This is a genomic window from Streptomyces sp. NPDC015220 (genome assembly GCF_043079345.1).
Classification (GTDB): Bacteria; Actinomycetota; Actinomycetes; order Streptomycetales; family Streptomycetaceae; genus Streptomyces.
In genome coordinates this window covers 102155-116804 of sequence record NZ_JBIBUK010000013.1, presented here as the reverse complement: position 1 = coordinate 116804, position 14650 = coordinate 102155, and the positions used below count along the sequence as shown (strand labels likewise).

Here is a 14650-nt window from a genome sequence, read left to right as displayed (position 1 = left end):
TGCCGTGCCGTGCCGTGCCGTGCCGTGCCGTGCCGTGGGCGAACGGTCAGGAGGTGTGCGGGCAGTTGCCCCGGTACTCCTCGATGGTCAGGCTCGGCCGCGGCAACGGGCACAGGAACTGCTCGTAGCGGGTGTCGTTGTCGATGAACCGTTTCAGCCACGCGGTGCTGTACTTCGCGATCGTCGTGTTCGACGTGTTCGGCGTGAAGTGGGTGGCGCCGTTCAGTTCCAGGTACGCCCGGTCGAGCGAGGCGGGGAGAGTGTTGTAGAAGGGCTCGGCGTGGGTGGCGACCGGGGCGATGGTGTCGCCGTCGGCGCCGAAGACGAGTGTGGGGGTGCTGATCTCGGGCCAGGTCTTGTCGAGGTTCCACGGAGTCAGGGGGATCGCCGCCTGGAGCGTGGGGCGTTCCTTCGCGGCTTCGAGGGAGCCGCCGCCGCCCATCGAGTGCCCCATGACGCCGAGGCGTGTGCCGTCGATCCGGCCGCGGACTGCGCTGCTCTTGGTGAGGTAGTCGAGGGCAGCGAGCAACTGGCGCCCTCTGGAGTCCGGTTGGTCGAGCGTCGTCAGCGTGTCGATGGTGAAGACGACGAAGCCCTGGGACGCCAGGCGAGGGCCGAGCCAGGAGATGGACGACTGGGTGCCGGTGTAACCGGGTGAGACGGCCACGGCTCCGAAGGTACCGTCGGAGGTGTCGGTCGGGTAGTAGATGGTCCCCCCGCCGAAACCGGTCACGGCGAGCGGGGAGACGGCCGACTGGGAGACGGCGTACGGGCCGCGCGACGCCTCGATGCTCGCCTCCGTCGGTGCCGGGCCCCGCTCATAGGGGTTGTCCGCTCCGTGGGCCGCCGGTCCGCCCAGGGTGGTGAGGCCCACGACGGCGACGGCTGTGGTGGCGAGCGCGGCGAGCCGGCCGGTACGGCGGGCCGAGGGCGGACGGTGGGCAGGGATCGCGGTGCTGCTGTGGGGGTGCTGCACGATGGATCGTCCTCTCCGTCGATGGCGAGCCGCCCGTGGGACACGTGCCGCCCGCGCGGGCGTGCATGGTCCGACGGGCGCCGCCGCTGGACTGGCGGTGCCACCTTCGCCGCTGAGCGGCCTGGCGGTCACCGGTGAAACCACCAGTCCCGCCCCCGCGTTCACCGTGCCCTGCCGACGTACACGAGGGGTCGTGCGCCTGAACTCCCGGCGTCCGGACCGGAGACGGGCCAGCGCCACTGGCCGGATCATGTCCGAGGCGTTCGCGGCCAGTGATCGCGCGAGACGTCCAGGTGTGCCGGTGGCACACGTCCGACCGACCTGCCGGGGCACCCAGCGGGAGCCCGCTCCGTGCCCGGTCGCCTTGGCGCGAAAGTGCGCGGTCGGCGAGGCGCCCGGTGAGGCATGGGAGTCACGCTCGTGCGGCGACGACGCCGAGGGCCCGCGCGCCCCTCACCGGCGGCCGTCCGGCTCCCGGTGATCGAGGACTTCGACGGCGAGCGGCCCACCCGTCACCGCTGGGCGCCGACCCGGCGCAGGACCAGCGGTGACGAGTGGGCCGCTCCCACGGTCGTGCCCCGGTGGACGGCCGGCGTCGACCGGCTCGTGCGCGTTGCCGGGCGCCGGTGGGCGATCGAGCAGTGCTTCCAGGCCGTGAAGAACGAGTGCGGTGGTGTGCGGCCGCGCGTCGGCCGCTTTCGTGTCGCACGCCTCGCGGTGGGGCATCCACGAGTCAGCCGTCGCGGTCGGCGAGGCGCACACGCGGTGCCCAACGCGCCATCACGGTCGCCGTGTCGGCCACTCGCTTGATGACAGGCCGCCGCCCGCCCGAGACCGCACGGTCTCGGGCGGGCGGCAGGAGTCACTCAGGGGGTCGTCGACCCGCTGTACGCCCGTCCCGGCCGGCTGCCCAGCTCCTGGCCGATCTCCTGACCGGCCTCCTGGTCGACGAGGACGAGCCGTCGATCGGCAGGACCCCGTACTCGCCGACCCGCTGAACTCGCCCGCGTCCGCGACGGCGGCGGACCGGGGAGGGTGGACGAAGGGGTGCGCCTCGGCTGACCGCTCCGGTCAGGCGGTCGGGCCGTCGTCGGAGCCGGCCGCGGTTGTGGTGTCGGCCGCGAGCAGGTCGTAGGTGTGTGTCAGCTCGAGCAGTCGCGTGGGCTGCGGCTGCAGCCCTGTGACCGTGAGGCGGCCGCCTTCGGCGTCGAGGCGTTGGCGCAGCAGTATCAGCAGGTTCAGGCCGCTGGAGTCCATGAAGGGCACGTCTGCCAGGTCCAGGCAGAGGCTGTTGCCGCCCAGCGGGGCGACGGCCGCGGCCCGGGTCAGTTCGGGGCAGGTTTCGAGGTCTATGTCCCCGCGCACTGTGATCACGGTGCGGTCGGGATGGTGTCGTGTCACCACGGTGAAGCCGTTCATGGTTCGCCCCTCAATCCTGGGGGTCGAGCCCGTCACGCCTCCGGCGAAGAAGGCGTCAAGCACACGGCATGGGGCCGCGTGAAGCCGAGCGAGACAACCCGTACCGCGACCCGGTCACTGGGAACGCTGACCTTCAAGGGCGGCACGGGGCCTCTCACCAGACCAGGCTGGTTGCTCCCCCGAGCCTCGCACACGCGGGTCCGTGACGGCCAGCCCGCTTGCGCGGCACGTCGGGCCTGCGGCAGGCCGGCCGTCCTGGCCCCGGACGGGCGGGACCGCGTCGAGCGGGGTACGGGCCCGGCTGACGTCGTCGCGGTTGCCGCCGGTCGGCGAGACGGCGAGCGGGGAGCCGTGCGTGACTTGATCAGGTCTACTCGGAGGCGGTCCGAGCCCGGCCGACCGGCGACGGGCCCGTGCGGAACCCCCTTCGACGCCTGCCGTGAGACGAGCCGGCCACGCACCCCCGGACCGGTCCAGCCGGGCTGCCGCCTCTGCTCGGCCGGGGGACCCCGCTGTCCGCCTGGGGGGGCGCTTCCCCGGCCGCGGCCGTCCTGCGAGGCTCCCTGCGGCACCTCGTCGCAGGGAGCCTCGGATCAGCGCCCGCAGCCGGGCCGGCGACTCGGCTCAGCCGAACGCCGGGGCGAGACGGCTCAGCGGCACCTTGCGGCGGTGGGGGCGCGCCGCGCTGGTGCGCAAGCCCATCAGGTGCGGGACCGACACCTGCGGTAGCCGCCTCGCCGGTGCGTGGATCTCGTGCGCCTCTGGGGCCGTGGGGACTGCGACGGGGCCGAGGAGAGCGGTCACCTCGTGCGAAGCCTGCTTGCTCATGTCGTACTCCTTACGCGTCGCCCGGCAGGGCGCCCGCCCCGTTCCGGAAGCCAGAGCGGAACTTCGCCACGTCAGACCTGACCGTGCCGATCGGGATGACGAAGCCGAGACCCACGCCGCCCATGCTCGATGGGGCCGGTGGTGTCGCCGACGTCCTCGCCGCTGTGAGAACTCTGGTCACGGAGTAAAGAGTGTCCCGCGATCATGAAAACCGTCTGAGTCTGCCCTAAGAAGAGCGAAAAAACCCGATATGCGGACATAAGGATCGCCGCACGCGGCGCCCTGGCACCCAGCCCGGAGCGCCCTGGCCACCACCCGCTCGGCGCCGGAGGTCACGGTGGGGACCATGGAAACTGGTTTCGTCTTTCAAGTAGTTTCCAGCAGAGACGAGCGACGTGGGGCGTGATCGTGGAGGCGGCCGGCCGGCTGTCCCCCGGGGCGGGCCTCGCGCGGGTGCGCAGGGACGATCTCGCTCGTGAGCTCGGGACCCCGACGGGCCATGCGCCGCCACCCGCTTCCGGGCGGGCCCGCCGACGGCGCGCCCGGTCCGCTCCCGCCCGGTGGATCACAGCCCGAGCCGGGACAGGTCGCCGGCCACCGCCTCGGCGAAGGCTCGGACCCGGGTGTTCTCCCGGTCACGGTGCCAGACCAGGCCGAGCGCGGACTCGGGCAGTCCGGTCACCGGAACGTAGGCCACGTCCCGGCGGTGGTGGTACTCGGTGGTCGGGCGGCAGAGCAGCATCACGCCCCGGCCCGCCGCGACCAGGGACAGCCCTTCCTGGAGCGTGCCCACCGCCGGCCCCTGGGGCACCGGGGCGCCGGCCGGGGTGCGGGTGGGCGCCTGGACCTCGCGCCAGTAGTCCGGCGCCGGGGCGGCCACCCCGACGAGCGGCGAGTCGGCCAGTTCCTCGGCGTCCAGAACGGTCCGCCCGGCGAAGGGGTGCCGCCGGGAGACCGCCAGGTACTGCGGCTGGCGGGAGAAGACGGGCCCGAGCACGAACTCCGGTTCCCGGACCGGCAGCAGGACGACGGCGGTGTCCACCTCGTCGCGGTGCAACGGCCCGAAGGGGTCGCAGAGCGGCAGTTCGGTGATCCGGGACGCGCAGCCGGGACTGCGGTCCTCGAACTCCCGCACCACCTCCATGAAGCCGTACCCCGCCACGCCCTGGAAGCCGATGCGCAGGGGGGCGCCGCCGAGCGCCGCCGCACGGGCGTTCTCCACGGCGGTGCGCAGGGCGGCGTAGGCGGGGCGCAGGGCGCCGAGGAAGTCCTCGCCGAGGGGGGTCAGCCGCACCCTGCGGCTCGTCCGGTCCACCAGGCGGGCGCCGACACGCTGCTCCAGGGCGCGGATCAGCTGGCTGACCCGGCCCTGGGAGACGTACAGCCTCTCCCCCGTGCGCCCGAAGTGGAGCTCCTCCGCGAGGACCAGGAAGCACTCCAGCTCGCGGATCTCCACGGAGCCCACCGGCGGGGGACTCCCACCGGTGGTCCCGGGCCCGGTGGCGATCATGGTCATGTCCTCCAGCGGTACGGCCCGCGCGGGTGGCCGTGTCCCTGCTCCGCGCGGCATTCGATTAGCCCACCTCATGGAAGCATGAGAAGTTCGCGCTTGTTCCGCCCTCGGCCCGGGAGTTGGCTGGTGCCATGGCGAAGGTCGAGAATCTGTCCGTACGGCAGCCCGCACCGCGGCGGGCCGGGAGCAGCGGGTGGCCCGCGGTGGTGGCCGTGGCGGCCGGCACGTTCACCGTGGTCACGTCGGAGATGCTGCCGGTGGGGCTGCTCACTCCGATCGGCGGCGCCCTGGACGTCAGCGAGGGCACGGCCGGTCTGACGCTCACCGTCACCGGTCTGGTCGCCGCGTTCTCCGCGCCGCTGGTCACCTCGGCGGTGGGCCGGATCGACCGGCGTGTGGTGCTCTGTTCCCTGATGCTGCTTCTGGCGCTGGCCAATGTGATGGCCGCCTGGTCACCGAGCTTCGCGGTGATGATGGCGGCCCGTGTGCTGATCGGCGTCGGCATGGGCGGCGTGTGGTCGCTCGCGGGCGGACTCGGCGTCCGGCTGGTCGCGGCCAAGTCCGTCGGACCGGCGACCTCCATGATCTTCAGCGGGATCGCCGTCGCCTCGGTCCTGGGTGTGCCGGCCGGTGTGTACATCGGTGAACTGGCGGGCTGGCGCGAGGCGTTCCTCGCCGTCGCCGGGCTGGCCGTGGTGGTGACGGTCGCCATGGCCGTCCTGCTGCCCCCGCTTCCCGCCGAGAAGGCGGTCGCCCTGGGCGGTGTGATGCGGCTGTTCGGCGACTCCCGGGTGGTCACCGGGCTCGCCGTGGTGGCCCTGCTGGTGACCGGCCACTTCGCCGCGTACACCTATGTCCGGCCGGTCCTGGAAGAGGTGTCCGGCGTCCAGGACTCGGTGATCGGCACCCTGCTGCTCGTGTACGGCATCGCCGGTATCGCGGGTAACTTCGTGGTCGGCGCCCAGGTCGGGCGGTCGGTGCGGGGTGTTCTCGTGGTGATCAGCCTGGCGCTGGCGGCCTCCGTCATGCTGGTCCCGCTGCTCGGGCTCTCCGTGGCCGGCGCCGCGATCCTGCTGGTGGTGTGGGGTCTGGCCTACGGCGGTGTGTCGGTGAGCACCCAGACCTGGCTGGCGCTGGCCGCCCCCCAGGCCCGGGAGGGCGTGACCTCCCTGTTCGTTGGCGTGTTCAACGGGGCCATCGCCCTGGGCGCCTTCGTCGGCGGCCGGGCCGTGGACGGCCTCGGCACCGAGTCCGTGCTGTGGCTGGGCGGCGCGCTGGCACTCGGAGCCCTGCTGGTCAGCTCCCTCGGACGGGTCCCCTCGCCGGTCGCCCCGGCGGCCTCCGGGGACTGACCCGAGCGGCCGGACGGCTCCCCATGGGCCGTCCGGCTCGGCCCGGTGGCCGCGGCGAACCTCCGACTCGGGACACTATGCGCGGAACGCCTCGCGAAGGAGTTCGCCGAATTCGGTGGGGTGGGTGGTCAGGCCGGTGTGCCCGCCGGGAAAGAGCAGGAGTTCCGTTCCGAGACGCTCGGCCAGGAAGGCTGCCGGACGATGGGGAAGCTCGCCGCGCGAGTCCTGGCCGCAGGCGAGCACGAGCCGGTCCGACAGTGCCTCGAGCCGCTGGATGTCGGGGGCGTAGGACATGAAGCTCGGTACGATGCGTCCGACGAAGTACGGCAGGTCGCCCATGGTCTGCTCGGCCCGTGCCGCCGCCCGCGGCGGGAGCTCGACCTGGGCAGCGGGCCCGGTGATGTCACCGTCCTTCCGCATGCCCGCGGCGAACACGGTCATCGCCGGCATCAGCCCCTGGGTGCGGAATGTGTCCCGCACACGCGCGAGGAGTGCGCGGTGCGCGGCGGCGTCCGGGAGAACCTCCACCACCGGCGGTTCGTGCACGATGACACGTTCCACGCGCTCCGGGTGGGTGATGAGCAGGTGCAGGGCGGCGATCGCCCCCGAACTGGCGCCGAACACCCGGCCGGGCCCATCGGGTGACAGCACGTCCAGCAGCCGGAACGCGTCCTCGGCGTGCTCCTCCACCCTCTGCTCGGCCCCGGGATCGTCCAGCGTGCTCCGGGACATCCCTCGTGGGTCGTAGGTCGCCACCGTGTAGGCGTCGGCCAGGTCGGCGGCCACCGTGGCCAGGGAGGCCGCGCCGCCCGTTCCTCCCGGGATCAGAAGCAGGAGCGGGCCCTGGCCGCGCACCTCGTAGTGCAGGGTCGCGCCGTTGACACGCAAGGTCCCGACGGTCGGCTCGGTCATGCTCGGTCTCCTTCTCCTGACTGGGGCCAGCGCTCCAGAAGGGTGTGCAGGGCGTCGAGCGCGCGGACCCAGGAGTCCTGCGACGGGCGCTTGTGCGCGAAGCCGCCTGCCGCCTCCAGGGCGACGAACCCGTGGAACGTGCTGCGCAGCAGGCGGACCGCGTCGGTCAGGTCCGGTTCGGCCAGTCCGTAGCCGCGCAGCATGCCGTACGTCAGCTCGACCGCACGCCGCGGACCCGGCGCGTTCGCGGCCAGCTCGGGATCGATCTCGATCGAGACCTGGGTCGCCGCATAACGGCCCGGGTACCGGCGGGCGTAGTCACGCCAGGCGTCCGCGAACGCGACCAGCGCGTCCCTGCCCGCACGCCCGGCCGTCGCCTCCGCGATACGCATCGTCTTCTCGTCCGCCGCCAGCAGCGCGATCCGCCCACGCAGATCCTCGAGACCGCGAACGTGCGCGTAGAGACTCGCGTCCTTCACTCCGAGCCGCCGCGCCACCTGAGACATGGTCAGCCGATCGAACCCGACCTCGTCCGCCAGTTCGGCGCCCGCGATCGTCACCCGCTCCGCCGTCAGACCGGCCCGCGCCATACACACTCCACTCCCTAGGGGCATTAGCTTCAACCTAAGGCCCCTAGGATGGCAATCGGGAAGGCGTCCTGACAAGACCCGGCCCTTCCACGGGGTGATAACGTGTCCGGCGTTCGTGTCCTGTCCAGATCGAGGAAGTCGGGAGGTGGGGTCGATGACCGCGCCCAAGGCCACTGCCATGTGCTCTGCCCGGACCACCCTCACGTCCCGGGCCGTGGCCTGACCTCGTCCGGATCCGCCCCGCCGGGAGCGTGAGCCCGCGGGGCGACACACCGATACGAACCGACCATGAAACGGATCTCCGTCCATCATGAGCATCGACTGGATCACGCGCGCTGAGACCAGCGCCGACATCTCCACCCTTCGCGCCATCAGCCTCGCCGCGTTCGACACACCGCTGGAGGCCGACCTCATCGACGCCCTGCGCGCCGACCCCGCCTGGATCGACGGCCTGTCCATCGTCGCCACCGGCCACGACGGCAAGCTCGTCGGCCACGCGCTGCTGACCCGCTGTCACATCGACGACACTCCGGCCCTGTGCCTGGGCCCCGTCGCCGTCCGGCCCGAGTACCAGAAGACCGGCGCCGGCTCCGCGGCGATCCGCGCCTCGTTGCAGGCGGCCAAGGAACTGGGCGAGCGCTTCGTCACCGTCCTCGGGCACCCGGCGTACTACCCGCGGTTCGGCTTCACCCGCGCTTCCGAGCACGGCATCGGAATCGGCATCGACGTCCCGGACGAGGCCATGATGGCCCTCACCCTGGACGCCGACCACCCGCTGCCCAGCGGCACGGTCCACTACGCCGCACCGTTCGGCATCTAGGGCGTGCAGTGAAAGTGCTGGTCACAGTGGGTCGTTGTGTACTGTGACCAGCACGGTCGCTGCTGTGGCGGCGATGGGCCGTCACTTCACCAGCAGGTCGATCACACCCGTCAGGTCCTCCTCTCCGCTGCCCTCGGCCAGGCGGCGGCGCATCAGTTCGAAGTAGGGGGTGAGCAGTTCCGGGCTGACACCCTGCTGCTCGGCGGTGCCCAGGAAGGTCGGCGTGCCGGCCACCTGCATGGCGAGGTCGGAGACGACACCCTTGGTGTAGTCGCCGCTTCTCAGGTGGTCGGCGGTCCGGTGAACCGCCGGGGCCATCGCGATGAGCCAGTCGGCGAGCAGCGGGGCGAGCGCCGCGGGGTCGATGTCCTCCTTGCGGATCAGGGCGAAGGCGTGCGCGGCACCGGCGAACATCCCGTACATGGCGCTGAGCAGGGCCACGTCGTGCAGGGCCGCGAAGCCCGCGTCCTCGCCGACGTAGGTGGTGCCGACCGGGACGCCCAGGGTCTCCCGGTGCCGCTCGAACAGCCCCCGCGAGCCGCTGTAGAAGACGTAGCCGCCGGCGTCCGGGGCGCCGATCATCGGAGGGACGGCCATGATCCCACCGTCCAGGTAGCGGGCCCCGCGCTCGCGGGCCCACTCGGCGCGGGCACGGGCCTGGGCGGGGGTGCTGGTGGTCAGGTTGACCAGATCCCTGTCGGTCAGGTCGGTGCCGGCCAGAACCTCTCTTCGACCGAGGTGTCGTCCAGCAGGCAGACGACGATCAGGGTGTTCGCCGCGACCGCGTCGGCGGCGGTGTCCGCGACCCTCGCGCCCTCGGCGGCGAGTGCCGCGGCGCGGGCCGGGGTGCGGTTCCAGACGGTGAGCGGGTGGCCGGCGGCCAGCCAGGTGCGGGCCGCGCGGTGCCCATCGCGCCGAGGCCCAGCATCGTCACGGAAGTCTTCTCGACAGTGTGGTGTCCCATGCGGATTAGGCTGGTCGCAGGCCCGGTGGTGATCAAGTACGCACTTGGCGGTGGGTGGTTACCCCGGGGTGAGCGAGCACGTCGGAAGGGTGGGGCATGACGACGCTGAACCGGCCGGGCGCACCGGACGGACACGTCTGCGGGATCGACACCGTGATGGAGGTGATCGGCGGCAAGTGGAAGGTGCTGATCCTCTGGGCGCTCCACGAGCACCCCTGCCGTCGCTTCGGCGAGCTGCGTCGGCTGCTCCCTGGGATCACCGAGAAGGTGCTGGCCTCTCACCTGCGTGAGATGGAGGCGGACGGCGTCGTGCACCGCCTCTCCTACGACGAGGTGCCGCCACGCGTCGAGTACTCACTGACGGAGGACGGCATCCGCCTCAACGACGCACTCCAGCCGTTGGCCGCCTGGGGTCGTGGGCGGCCGGCCACTCGGGGACTGAAGGGGGCGGCGGGGTGAACGTGGCTGTCACAGCCGTTCGTTGACGGCCGCGACCAGCACGGTGGCTTCGTGGCGACGGGTCGGGGCGGTGGAGGCCGCGACCGGCGTACCGGAAGCGGATCGCGCAAGCCTCGCCGCCCGCCTCGACGTCGCCGGGCTCGCGGCAGTCGCCCGACAAACGGCGACCGACTGCGCCTCGATGCCGGCCGTGCTGCTGAACGGCGCCGGACGGCCGGATCGGTCGACGGTGTGCCTCCGGGTGGTCGTGATCGCCTGGCGTTCGGCTTCGAGGGCGCCTGTCATGGTGGAGTCGGGTACGGGAACTGTCCGAGTGCCTGCCGGCCGGGACGCCACGTGTCGTCCCGGCCGGTGTCGGTCACCGTGGGTGAGCATGCCGGGAACCGCTCATACCTGTTCGAAGTGGAACGCCTTGATGAAGCAGTCGCGGGGTTGGGCGACGGCGAAGAGGACGCACTCCACCAGTGACTGCGCGGTGAGGGCGTCCTTGGCCTCGCGCGGTGTGCTCTCCCACTCCTCGGAGAGCGGGTCGGGGTTGTCGAAGTCGGGCGGGTAGAGGGAAATCACCCGCACTCCTTGGGGCCGCAGTCGCTTGGAGAGGATCTCGGCGAACCCTGCCTGGGCGCTCTTGGCCGCGTAGAAGGCGTCGTGTGCGTCTGAACGGTGATGACCGGCTGTTCCGCAGGCGGAGATCATGGTCACCACATCCGGCTTGTCCGAGTTGAGCAGGAGGGGCAGGAAGTTCTTCACGGTCAGGACGGTGCCGGTGGCGCCGGATGCGATGGTGTCGACCACGTCGATGTCGGAGGCGGACCGGAGGTCCGGGCCTGCGAGGTAGCGGGAGCCGTTGTTGATCAGCACGTCGATGCGGTCGGTGAGGCGGGCGATGTCTGCGGCGAAGGCGTGGATCGAGGCAGGGTCTGTCAGGTCGCAGGCGAAGGCGTGCACCCGCTGGTTCCCTCGGTCCCGAATCTCGTCGCGCACACGCTCAGCGGCGGCTAGGGTTCGCGCGGAGAGGAAGACCTCGGCGCCGAGGTCCGCCAGCCGGATGGCCAGGGTACGGCCGAAATCGCGGCCTGCGGCGGTGATGACCACGCGGTGGTTGTCGAATCCCATATCGGTACTCCTGGTTCGTGGTCCGGATGCCGCGGTCGAGTGCGGCGGCTGACGTCGGCGGCGCAGCCGGCCCAGTCCCCGGCTGCGACCCGCCACGAAGTGCCCGCCCATGGTGCCGTTCTTCGAGGGGAGCCCAAGTCCAGGACGGCGTGGCTGGATCCGTCCCTCCCGGCGTTCCGAAGCGCCCTGGCCCCCTGGGTGAACGCGGTGAAGTCGCAGGCGCCAGCCCGTGCGTCCGCGTCATGGGTCGGCCGCTGCTCTCACTCAGGATCCCGGACTCCTCACAACCCGGCTGCCCTCACCAGTCACGGGCCCGCGCGGCCTGTTCCCGTCCCGCTCCGACCGGCACTCCCGCGCACCCTTCGGCGCGCCGGCCGGAGGAACTCGCCGCGCGATGGAGAGCCGCACGGGAGCCGGCGTCGGCCCGCTCCGGTCGGTCAGCCCCCGTCGGACTCCGCGGCCCTACGGTCGCGTGAATCCGTGGCTCCGCTCCACCTTCGCCACGTGCAGCGTGTAGTTCTGGTACCACTCTGCCTGCCCGCGCTTCTGCGCCGCGCGGTGCTCGGCGTTGTTCCGCCACTGCGTGAGGGCGTCGGCGTCGCGGAAGTACCCGACGGTGATGCCCAGCCCGCCAGGAGTCTGCGCGTGGTCCATCCCCAGGAACCCGGGGACGTCCTTCACCAGTTCTTCCATGCGTGCGTTGGTCTCGCTGTAACCGCTCTGCTCCCGGGTGCGCACCGTGGTGAAGACAGCCACGTAGTAAGGGGGTTCGAATGCCTCGACGGGCGCGACGGGCGCTTCCGAGTGATCGCTCATGGCACCACCGTAAGGCGGGCCGCGCCCAGCGCTCCAGCGTCTTTCCGCCCCCGGGCCGGGCGGTGTCCTGAAAGGACACCGTACCGCCGTGAACCGTGTGATCGGAGACGGTGCGAGGCAAATGCGTCGACAGCGCCCCGTGGCACCGGGCAAAGTAGCCGACCATGACGAGCAGTGAGCTCTGGACCCGTGCGACGGCGGACCGCTACGACGCCGAGGAGAGCGAGATGTCCTCGGCCGTCGTGCTCGCACCGACTCTCGCCTTCCTCGCCGAACTCGCCGGAGACGGCCGGGCGCTGGAGTTCGCCATCGGGACCGGACGAGTGGGCGTCCCTCTCCGGGAACGCGGCGTGCCCGTCGTGGGCATCGAACTGTCCGAGCACATGGCAGCGGTGCTGCGGCGCAAGATCGACGAGGAGACGCTCCCGGTCGCCGTCGGAGACATGGCCACCACCGCCGTCCCCGGCGAGTTCGCCCTGGTCTATCTCGTCTACAACACCATCACGAACCTGCTCACACAGGACGAGCAGGTCGAGTGCTTTCGCAACGCCGCACGCCATCTGAGGCCCGGCGGCCGCTTCGCCGTCGAGCTGGGCGTGCCGCCGCTGCGGTTCCTGCCGCCCGGCCAGGTCGCGGTGCCGTTCGACGTCTCCGAGCGGCATCTCGGCTTCGACACCCTCGATCCGGTCGAGCAGATCCTCGTCTCGAACCACTTCACCCGTGACGGCGACGACGGCCGCTACCGCCGCGGCAACTCCCGGCACCGGTACGCCTGGCCGGCAGAGCTCGACCTGATGGCACGGATCGCCGGCCTGGAGCTGGAACGTCGCGTCGCGGACTGGGACGGAGCGCCGTTCACCCAGGACTCCACGAAGCACATCTCCGTGTGGCGCAAGCCGGCCTGAGGTCGACCGCCCGGCCGTCGACGTACGCCGTGCCTTGTCGAGACTCCTACCGAGGGTTCCCGCGCCGCCGGTGCACCAGTGCGCATCCGGCGGGCGAGGCGGGCTTCGTGGATGTCGTCGCGCGTCTCCCAGCGGATCCGCGGGCGGCGGAACCAGTACAGGCGGGTAAAAGCTCCCTCAAAGAACCGGTGTCGAGTGCCAAGTCCGGATAACGTGCTCGATGCCCTCCGACAGGCGATTCACGACCGCCCAGGACGAATCAGCCGACCCAGCCTGCCCGGACGCGCGAACAGCACGCCTGACCTGCCGATCCCGCACATGAGCTGCGAAGAAGGAGGCTGTCTCTCGCAGCGCGGCCATCGATCAGAGCCGCGAAGCCGAGGGTCCGTTCAATCCCTCGGCTGCTGAAGTCGACCAGGTGAACGCAACGGGAGCACCCGTGGAAGCTCTCGGCCGAGGCTCTTCCGGTGACTCTCCCAGTGCATCGAGGAAGGGAAGACGAAATGCGCGCACTCAAGTCCGTCGGGATTGCCGCCCTCGCGCTGGCGGCGGGCACGACACTGGCCCTCGCCGGCCCCGCCGACGCCGCCACCCGCAAGTGGGACGGCAAGGATCCCATCGGCAGCGGCTGCAGCAGCACCGGACACATCGTCAAGAAGAAGACCGACAAGTACTACAGCTCGCGCTACCACCTGCACGTGTCGGTCACCGCGTCGCTGTGGTACAGCAGCGCCTGTCGCACCGTGTGGGCCATGGTCGACGCCAACGTCCCGGAGAAGTACTGGACCGGCAAGGGCTGCAACATCTGGCGCAACAGCGACATGAAGCACTACACGTGCAACCACACCACCGGCACCCGTGAGAAACTCTCGCCGATGCTCAACGACAAGAACACCACCGGCTTCGCCACCGCCTGGTCCTACATCGGCGACGACTCCCACGAGATGTTCGCCCGCACCGGCTCGTACTGACCCGCGGGACCCGGACCGCGCCGGGACGTCCCGCTACGCCACCGCCGAGCGCAGGCCACTGGCCACTGCGCCTCTGGCCACTGCGGATCGGAACCAGCGGTACCCGACGGACCACCGTCGGCGGGAGGCGTGCTTCGGGACGCCCCGGACCTGACCGTCCGGGACGTCGGCCGAACCGACGGCCGGTCGGCCCCGGCGCCGCCGGGCCCGACCGCCCCACAGGCCGGCCCGTCCCGCGCCGGCACCGGCTGCGAGACGACTGCCGTCATGACTGACGGCCACCACCGTGGACGTCGCCCGCCTGAGAACCTGACACGCTCCGCTCTCCCGCGGTGCCGTGATCAGCGCACGCGATACCGGTGTCGGACACCGGGCAGGGGACGCGGCTCGGCCACGGACACTCCCGCCCGGATCGGCCGGCCGGCGGGGCCGCCAGGCTCAGCGACGGGCGCGCAGCCGTTCGAAAAGCCGCTGCGCCTGGGCACGTCGGCGCGGGTCGCTCGCGGTGCGCCGCACCTGCTCGATCGTGCGCCGCCCCTGCGGGCTCCTCGCGAACTCCTTGATACGTCCCAGCACTCCGGACACGATGCTCCCTCCCTCGGTGGCCGCCCCGGCTCGGCGCCGGACCTTGGTCCTGCCCTACGGCTACCCGGAGACCGGCGTTCCAGCCCGGACGTCCAGCAGGGCGCCGCCGAATGCCGGACGGCCCGTTGCGCCGGCGGTGCTTCCAGCCGAGCGGTTCGACGCCTCGCCGCACCGAGTCGTGGCTCCGGGCCTCGGCAGAGGCCCCCTCACGCGGCTTGCACAGTGTCCTTGACGGCGTTGCCGGTCAGGCGTCCGCCACCACGGCCCGGCCGTGTCCATGATCTGGCTGGGCGGCGGTGCGGGGCCTCGTCGGGGCGCCGGTCCGTGGCCACCGGCCGCGCGGCGCGCCCGCGGGTTCGGCAGGCGGGCCGATCCGGCCCCGGGCCGGCGGGGGCGGGCGGTGCGGGGCGGGGCGTCCGATCAC

15 protein-coding genes and 1 pseudogene are annotated in these 14650 nt (G+C 71.8%); 5 read left to right on the top strand and 11 right to left on the bottom strand.

All coding sequences use genetic code 11. The features are described from left to right. Positions 1-46 precede the first annotated feature (46 nt). The 4 genes from ACF061_RS24435 to ACF061_RS24420 form a co-directional block, all read right to left on the bottom strand. On the bottom strand, positions 47-979 hold the full coding sequence (locus ACF061_RS24435; RefSeq protein WP_392269170.1) for a dienelactone hydrolase family protein: 933 nt from the start codon (positions 977-979) through the stop codon (positions 47-49). A 1068-nt stretch (positions 980-2047) separates the two neighbouring features. Further along, on the bottom strand, positions 2048-2395 hold the full coding sequence (locus ACF061_RS24430; protein WP_392269083.1) for an STAS domain-containing protein: 348 nt from the start codon (positions 2393-2395) through the stop codon (positions 2048-2050). A 624-nt stretch (positions 2396-3019) separates the two neighbouring features. Then, positions 3020-3223 carry a hypothetical protein gene (locus ACF061_RS24425; protein WP_392269082.1) on the bottom strand — a complete coding sequence of 68 codons (204 nt, stop codon included), beginning with the start codon at positions 3221-3223 and terminating at the stop codon, positions 3020-3022. 565 nt (positions 3224-3788) lie between these two features. Next, positions 3789-4733, bottom strand: a complete 945-nt coding sequence (locus tag ACF061_RS24420) for a LysR family transcriptional regulator (protein ID WP_392269081.1) — start codon at positions 4731-4733, stop codon at positions 3789-3791. Between the two features lie 206 nt (positions 4734-4939). On the opposite strand from ACF061_RS24420, the gene ACF061_RS24415 reads away from it, so the two are divergent. Further along, positions 4940-6088, top strand: a complete 1149-nt coding sequence (locus ACF061_RS24415) for an MFS transporter (RefSeq protein ID WP_392269169.1) — start codon at positions 4940-4942, stop codon at positions 6086-6088. A 75-nt stretch (positions 6089-6163) separates the two neighbouring features. Here ACF061_RS24415 and ACF061_RS24410 read toward each other — a convergent pair whose 3' ends face one another. Beyond that, positions 6164-7000: an alpha/beta fold hydrolase gene (locus ACF061_RS24410; RefSeq protein ID WP_392269080.1), complete on the bottom strand. Its 837-nt coding sequence runs from the start codon at positions 6998-7000 to the stop codon at positions 6164-6166. Continuing rightward, entirely contained in the window at positions 6997-7590 is a 594-nt protein-coding gene (locus ACF061_RS24405; protein WP_392269079.1) for a TetR/AcrR family transcriptional regulator, read from the bottom strand. Before ACF061_RS24405 ends, ACF061_RS24410 begins: the two co-directional genes overlap by 4 nt. Positions 7591-7900: 310 nt before the next feature. On the opposite strand from ACF061_RS24405, the gene ACF061_RS24400 reads away from it, so the two are divergent. Then, positions 7901-8410 (top strand): GNAT family N-acetyltransferase, encoded by a 510-nt coding sequence (locus ACF061_RS24400; protein ID WP_392269078.1) that lies wholly within the window; start codon positions 7901-7903, stop codon positions 8408-8410. Positions 8411-8491: 81 nt separating this feature from the next. Here ACF061_RS24400 and ACF061_RS24395 read toward each other — a convergent pair. Continuing rightward, positions 8492-9374 (bottom strand): annotated as a pseudogene (locus tag ACF061_RS24395) (NAD(P)-dependent oxidoreductase). Between the two features lie 96 nt (positions 9375-9470). Here ACF061_RS24395 and ACF061_RS24390 point away from each other — a divergent pair. Continuing rightward, a complete protein-coding gene (locus ACF061_RS24390; RefSeq protein WP_392269077.1) occupies positions 9471-9833 on the top strand; it encodes a winged helix-turn-helix transcriptional regulator in 363 nt (120 codons plus the stop codon). 9 nt (positions 9834-9842) lie between these two features. Here ACF061_RS24390 and ACF061_RS24385 read toward each other — a convergent pair whose 3' ends face one another. From ACF061_RS24385 to ACF061_RS24375, 3 genes are all read right to left on the bottom strand, one after another. Beyond that, positions 9843-10118 (bottom strand): hypothetical protein, encoded by a 276-nt coding sequence (locus ACF061_RS24385; RefSeq protein ID WP_392269076.1) that lies wholly within the window; start codon positions 10116-10118, stop codon positions 9843-9845. Positions 10119-10220: 102 nt separating this feature from the next. Further along, entirely contained in the window at positions 10221-10949 is a 729-nt protein-coding gene (locus ACF061_RS24380; RefSeq protein WP_392269075.1) for an SDR family oxidoreductase, read from the bottom strand. Positions 10950-11411: 462 nt separating this feature from the next. Continuing rightward, complete coding sequence (locus ACF061_RS24375) at positions 11412-11765, bottom strand: antibiotic biosynthesis monooxygenase family protein (protein ID WP_392269074.1); 354 nt, start codon at positions 11763-11765, stop codon at positions 11412-11414. Positions 11766-11929: 164 nt separating this feature from the next. Here ACF061_RS24375 and ACF061_RS24370 point away from each other — a divergent pair, with 164 nt between their 5' ends. Next, on the top strand, positions 11930-12670 hold the full coding sequence (locus tag ACF061_RS24370; RefSeq protein WP_392269073.1) for a class I SAM-dependent DNA methyltransferase: 741 nt from the start codon (positions 11930-11932) through the stop codon (positions 12668-12670). 503 nt (positions 12671-13173) lie between these two features. Further along, positions 13174-13641 carry a DUF2690 domain-containing protein gene (locus tag ACF061_RS24365; RefSeq protein WP_392269072.1) on the top strand — a complete coding sequence of 156 codons (468 nt, stop codon included), beginning with the start codon at positions 13174-13176 and terminating at the stop codon, positions 13639-13641. Positions 13642-14079: 438 nt separating this feature from the next. Here ACF061_RS24365 and ACF061_RS24360 read toward each other — a convergent pair whose 3' ends face one another. Beyond that, complete coding sequence (locus tag ACF061_RS24360; protein ID WP_392269071.1) at positions 14080-14226, bottom strand: hypothetical protein; 147 nt, start codon at positions 14224-14226, stop codon at positions 14080-14082. Positions 14227-14650 lie beyond the last annotated feature (424 nt).

Coding starts and splice junctions, on each gene's coding strand:
- ACF061_RS24430 (WP_392269083.1), bottom strand. CDS start 2,395: ATGAACGGCTTCACCGTGGTGACACGACACCATCCCGACCGCACCGTG.
- ACF061_RS24425 (WP_392269082.1), bottom strand. CDS start 3,223: ATGAGCAAGCAGGCTTCGCACGAGGTGACCGCTCTCCTCGGCCCCGTC.
- ACF061_RS24420 (WP_392269081.1), bottom strand. CDS start 4,733: ATGATCGCCACCGGGCCCGGGACCACCGGTGGGAGTCCCCCGCCGGTG.
- ACF061_RS24410 (WP_392269080.1), bottom strand. CDS start 7,000: ATGACCGAGCCGACCGTCGGGACCTTGCGTGTCAACGGCGCGACCCTG.
- ACF061_RS24405 (WP_392269079.1), bottom strand. CDS start 7,590: ATGGCGCGGGCCGGTCTGACGGCGGAGCGGGTGACGATCGCGGGCGCC.
- ACF061_RS24400 (WP_392269078.1), top strand. CDS start 7,901: ATGAGCATCGACTGGATCACGCGCGCTGAGACCAGCGCCGACATCTCC.
- ACF061_RS24390 (WP_392269077.1), top strand. CDS start 9,471: ATGACGACGCTGAACCGGCCGGGCGCACCGGACGGACACGTCTGCGGG.
- ACF061_RS24385 (WP_392269076.1), bottom strand. CDS start 10,118: ATGACAGGCGCCCTCGAAGCCGAACGCCAGGCGATCACGACCACCCGG.
- ACF061_RS24380 (WP_392269075.1), bottom strand. CDS start 10,949: ATGGGATTCGACAACCACCGCGTGGTCATCACCGCCGCAGGCCGCGAT.
- ACF061_RS24375 (WP_392269074.1), bottom strand. CDS start 11,765: ATGAGCGATCACTCGGAAGCGCCCGTCGCGCCCGTCGAGGCATTCGAA.
- ACF061_RS24370 (WP_392269073.1), top strand. CDS start 11,930: ATGACGAGCAGTGAGCTCTGGACCCGTGCGACGGCGGACCGCTACGAC.
- ACF061_RS24365 (WP_392269072.1), top strand. CDS start 13,174: ATGCGCGCACTCAAGTCCGTCGGGATTGCCGCCCTCGCGCTGGCGGCG.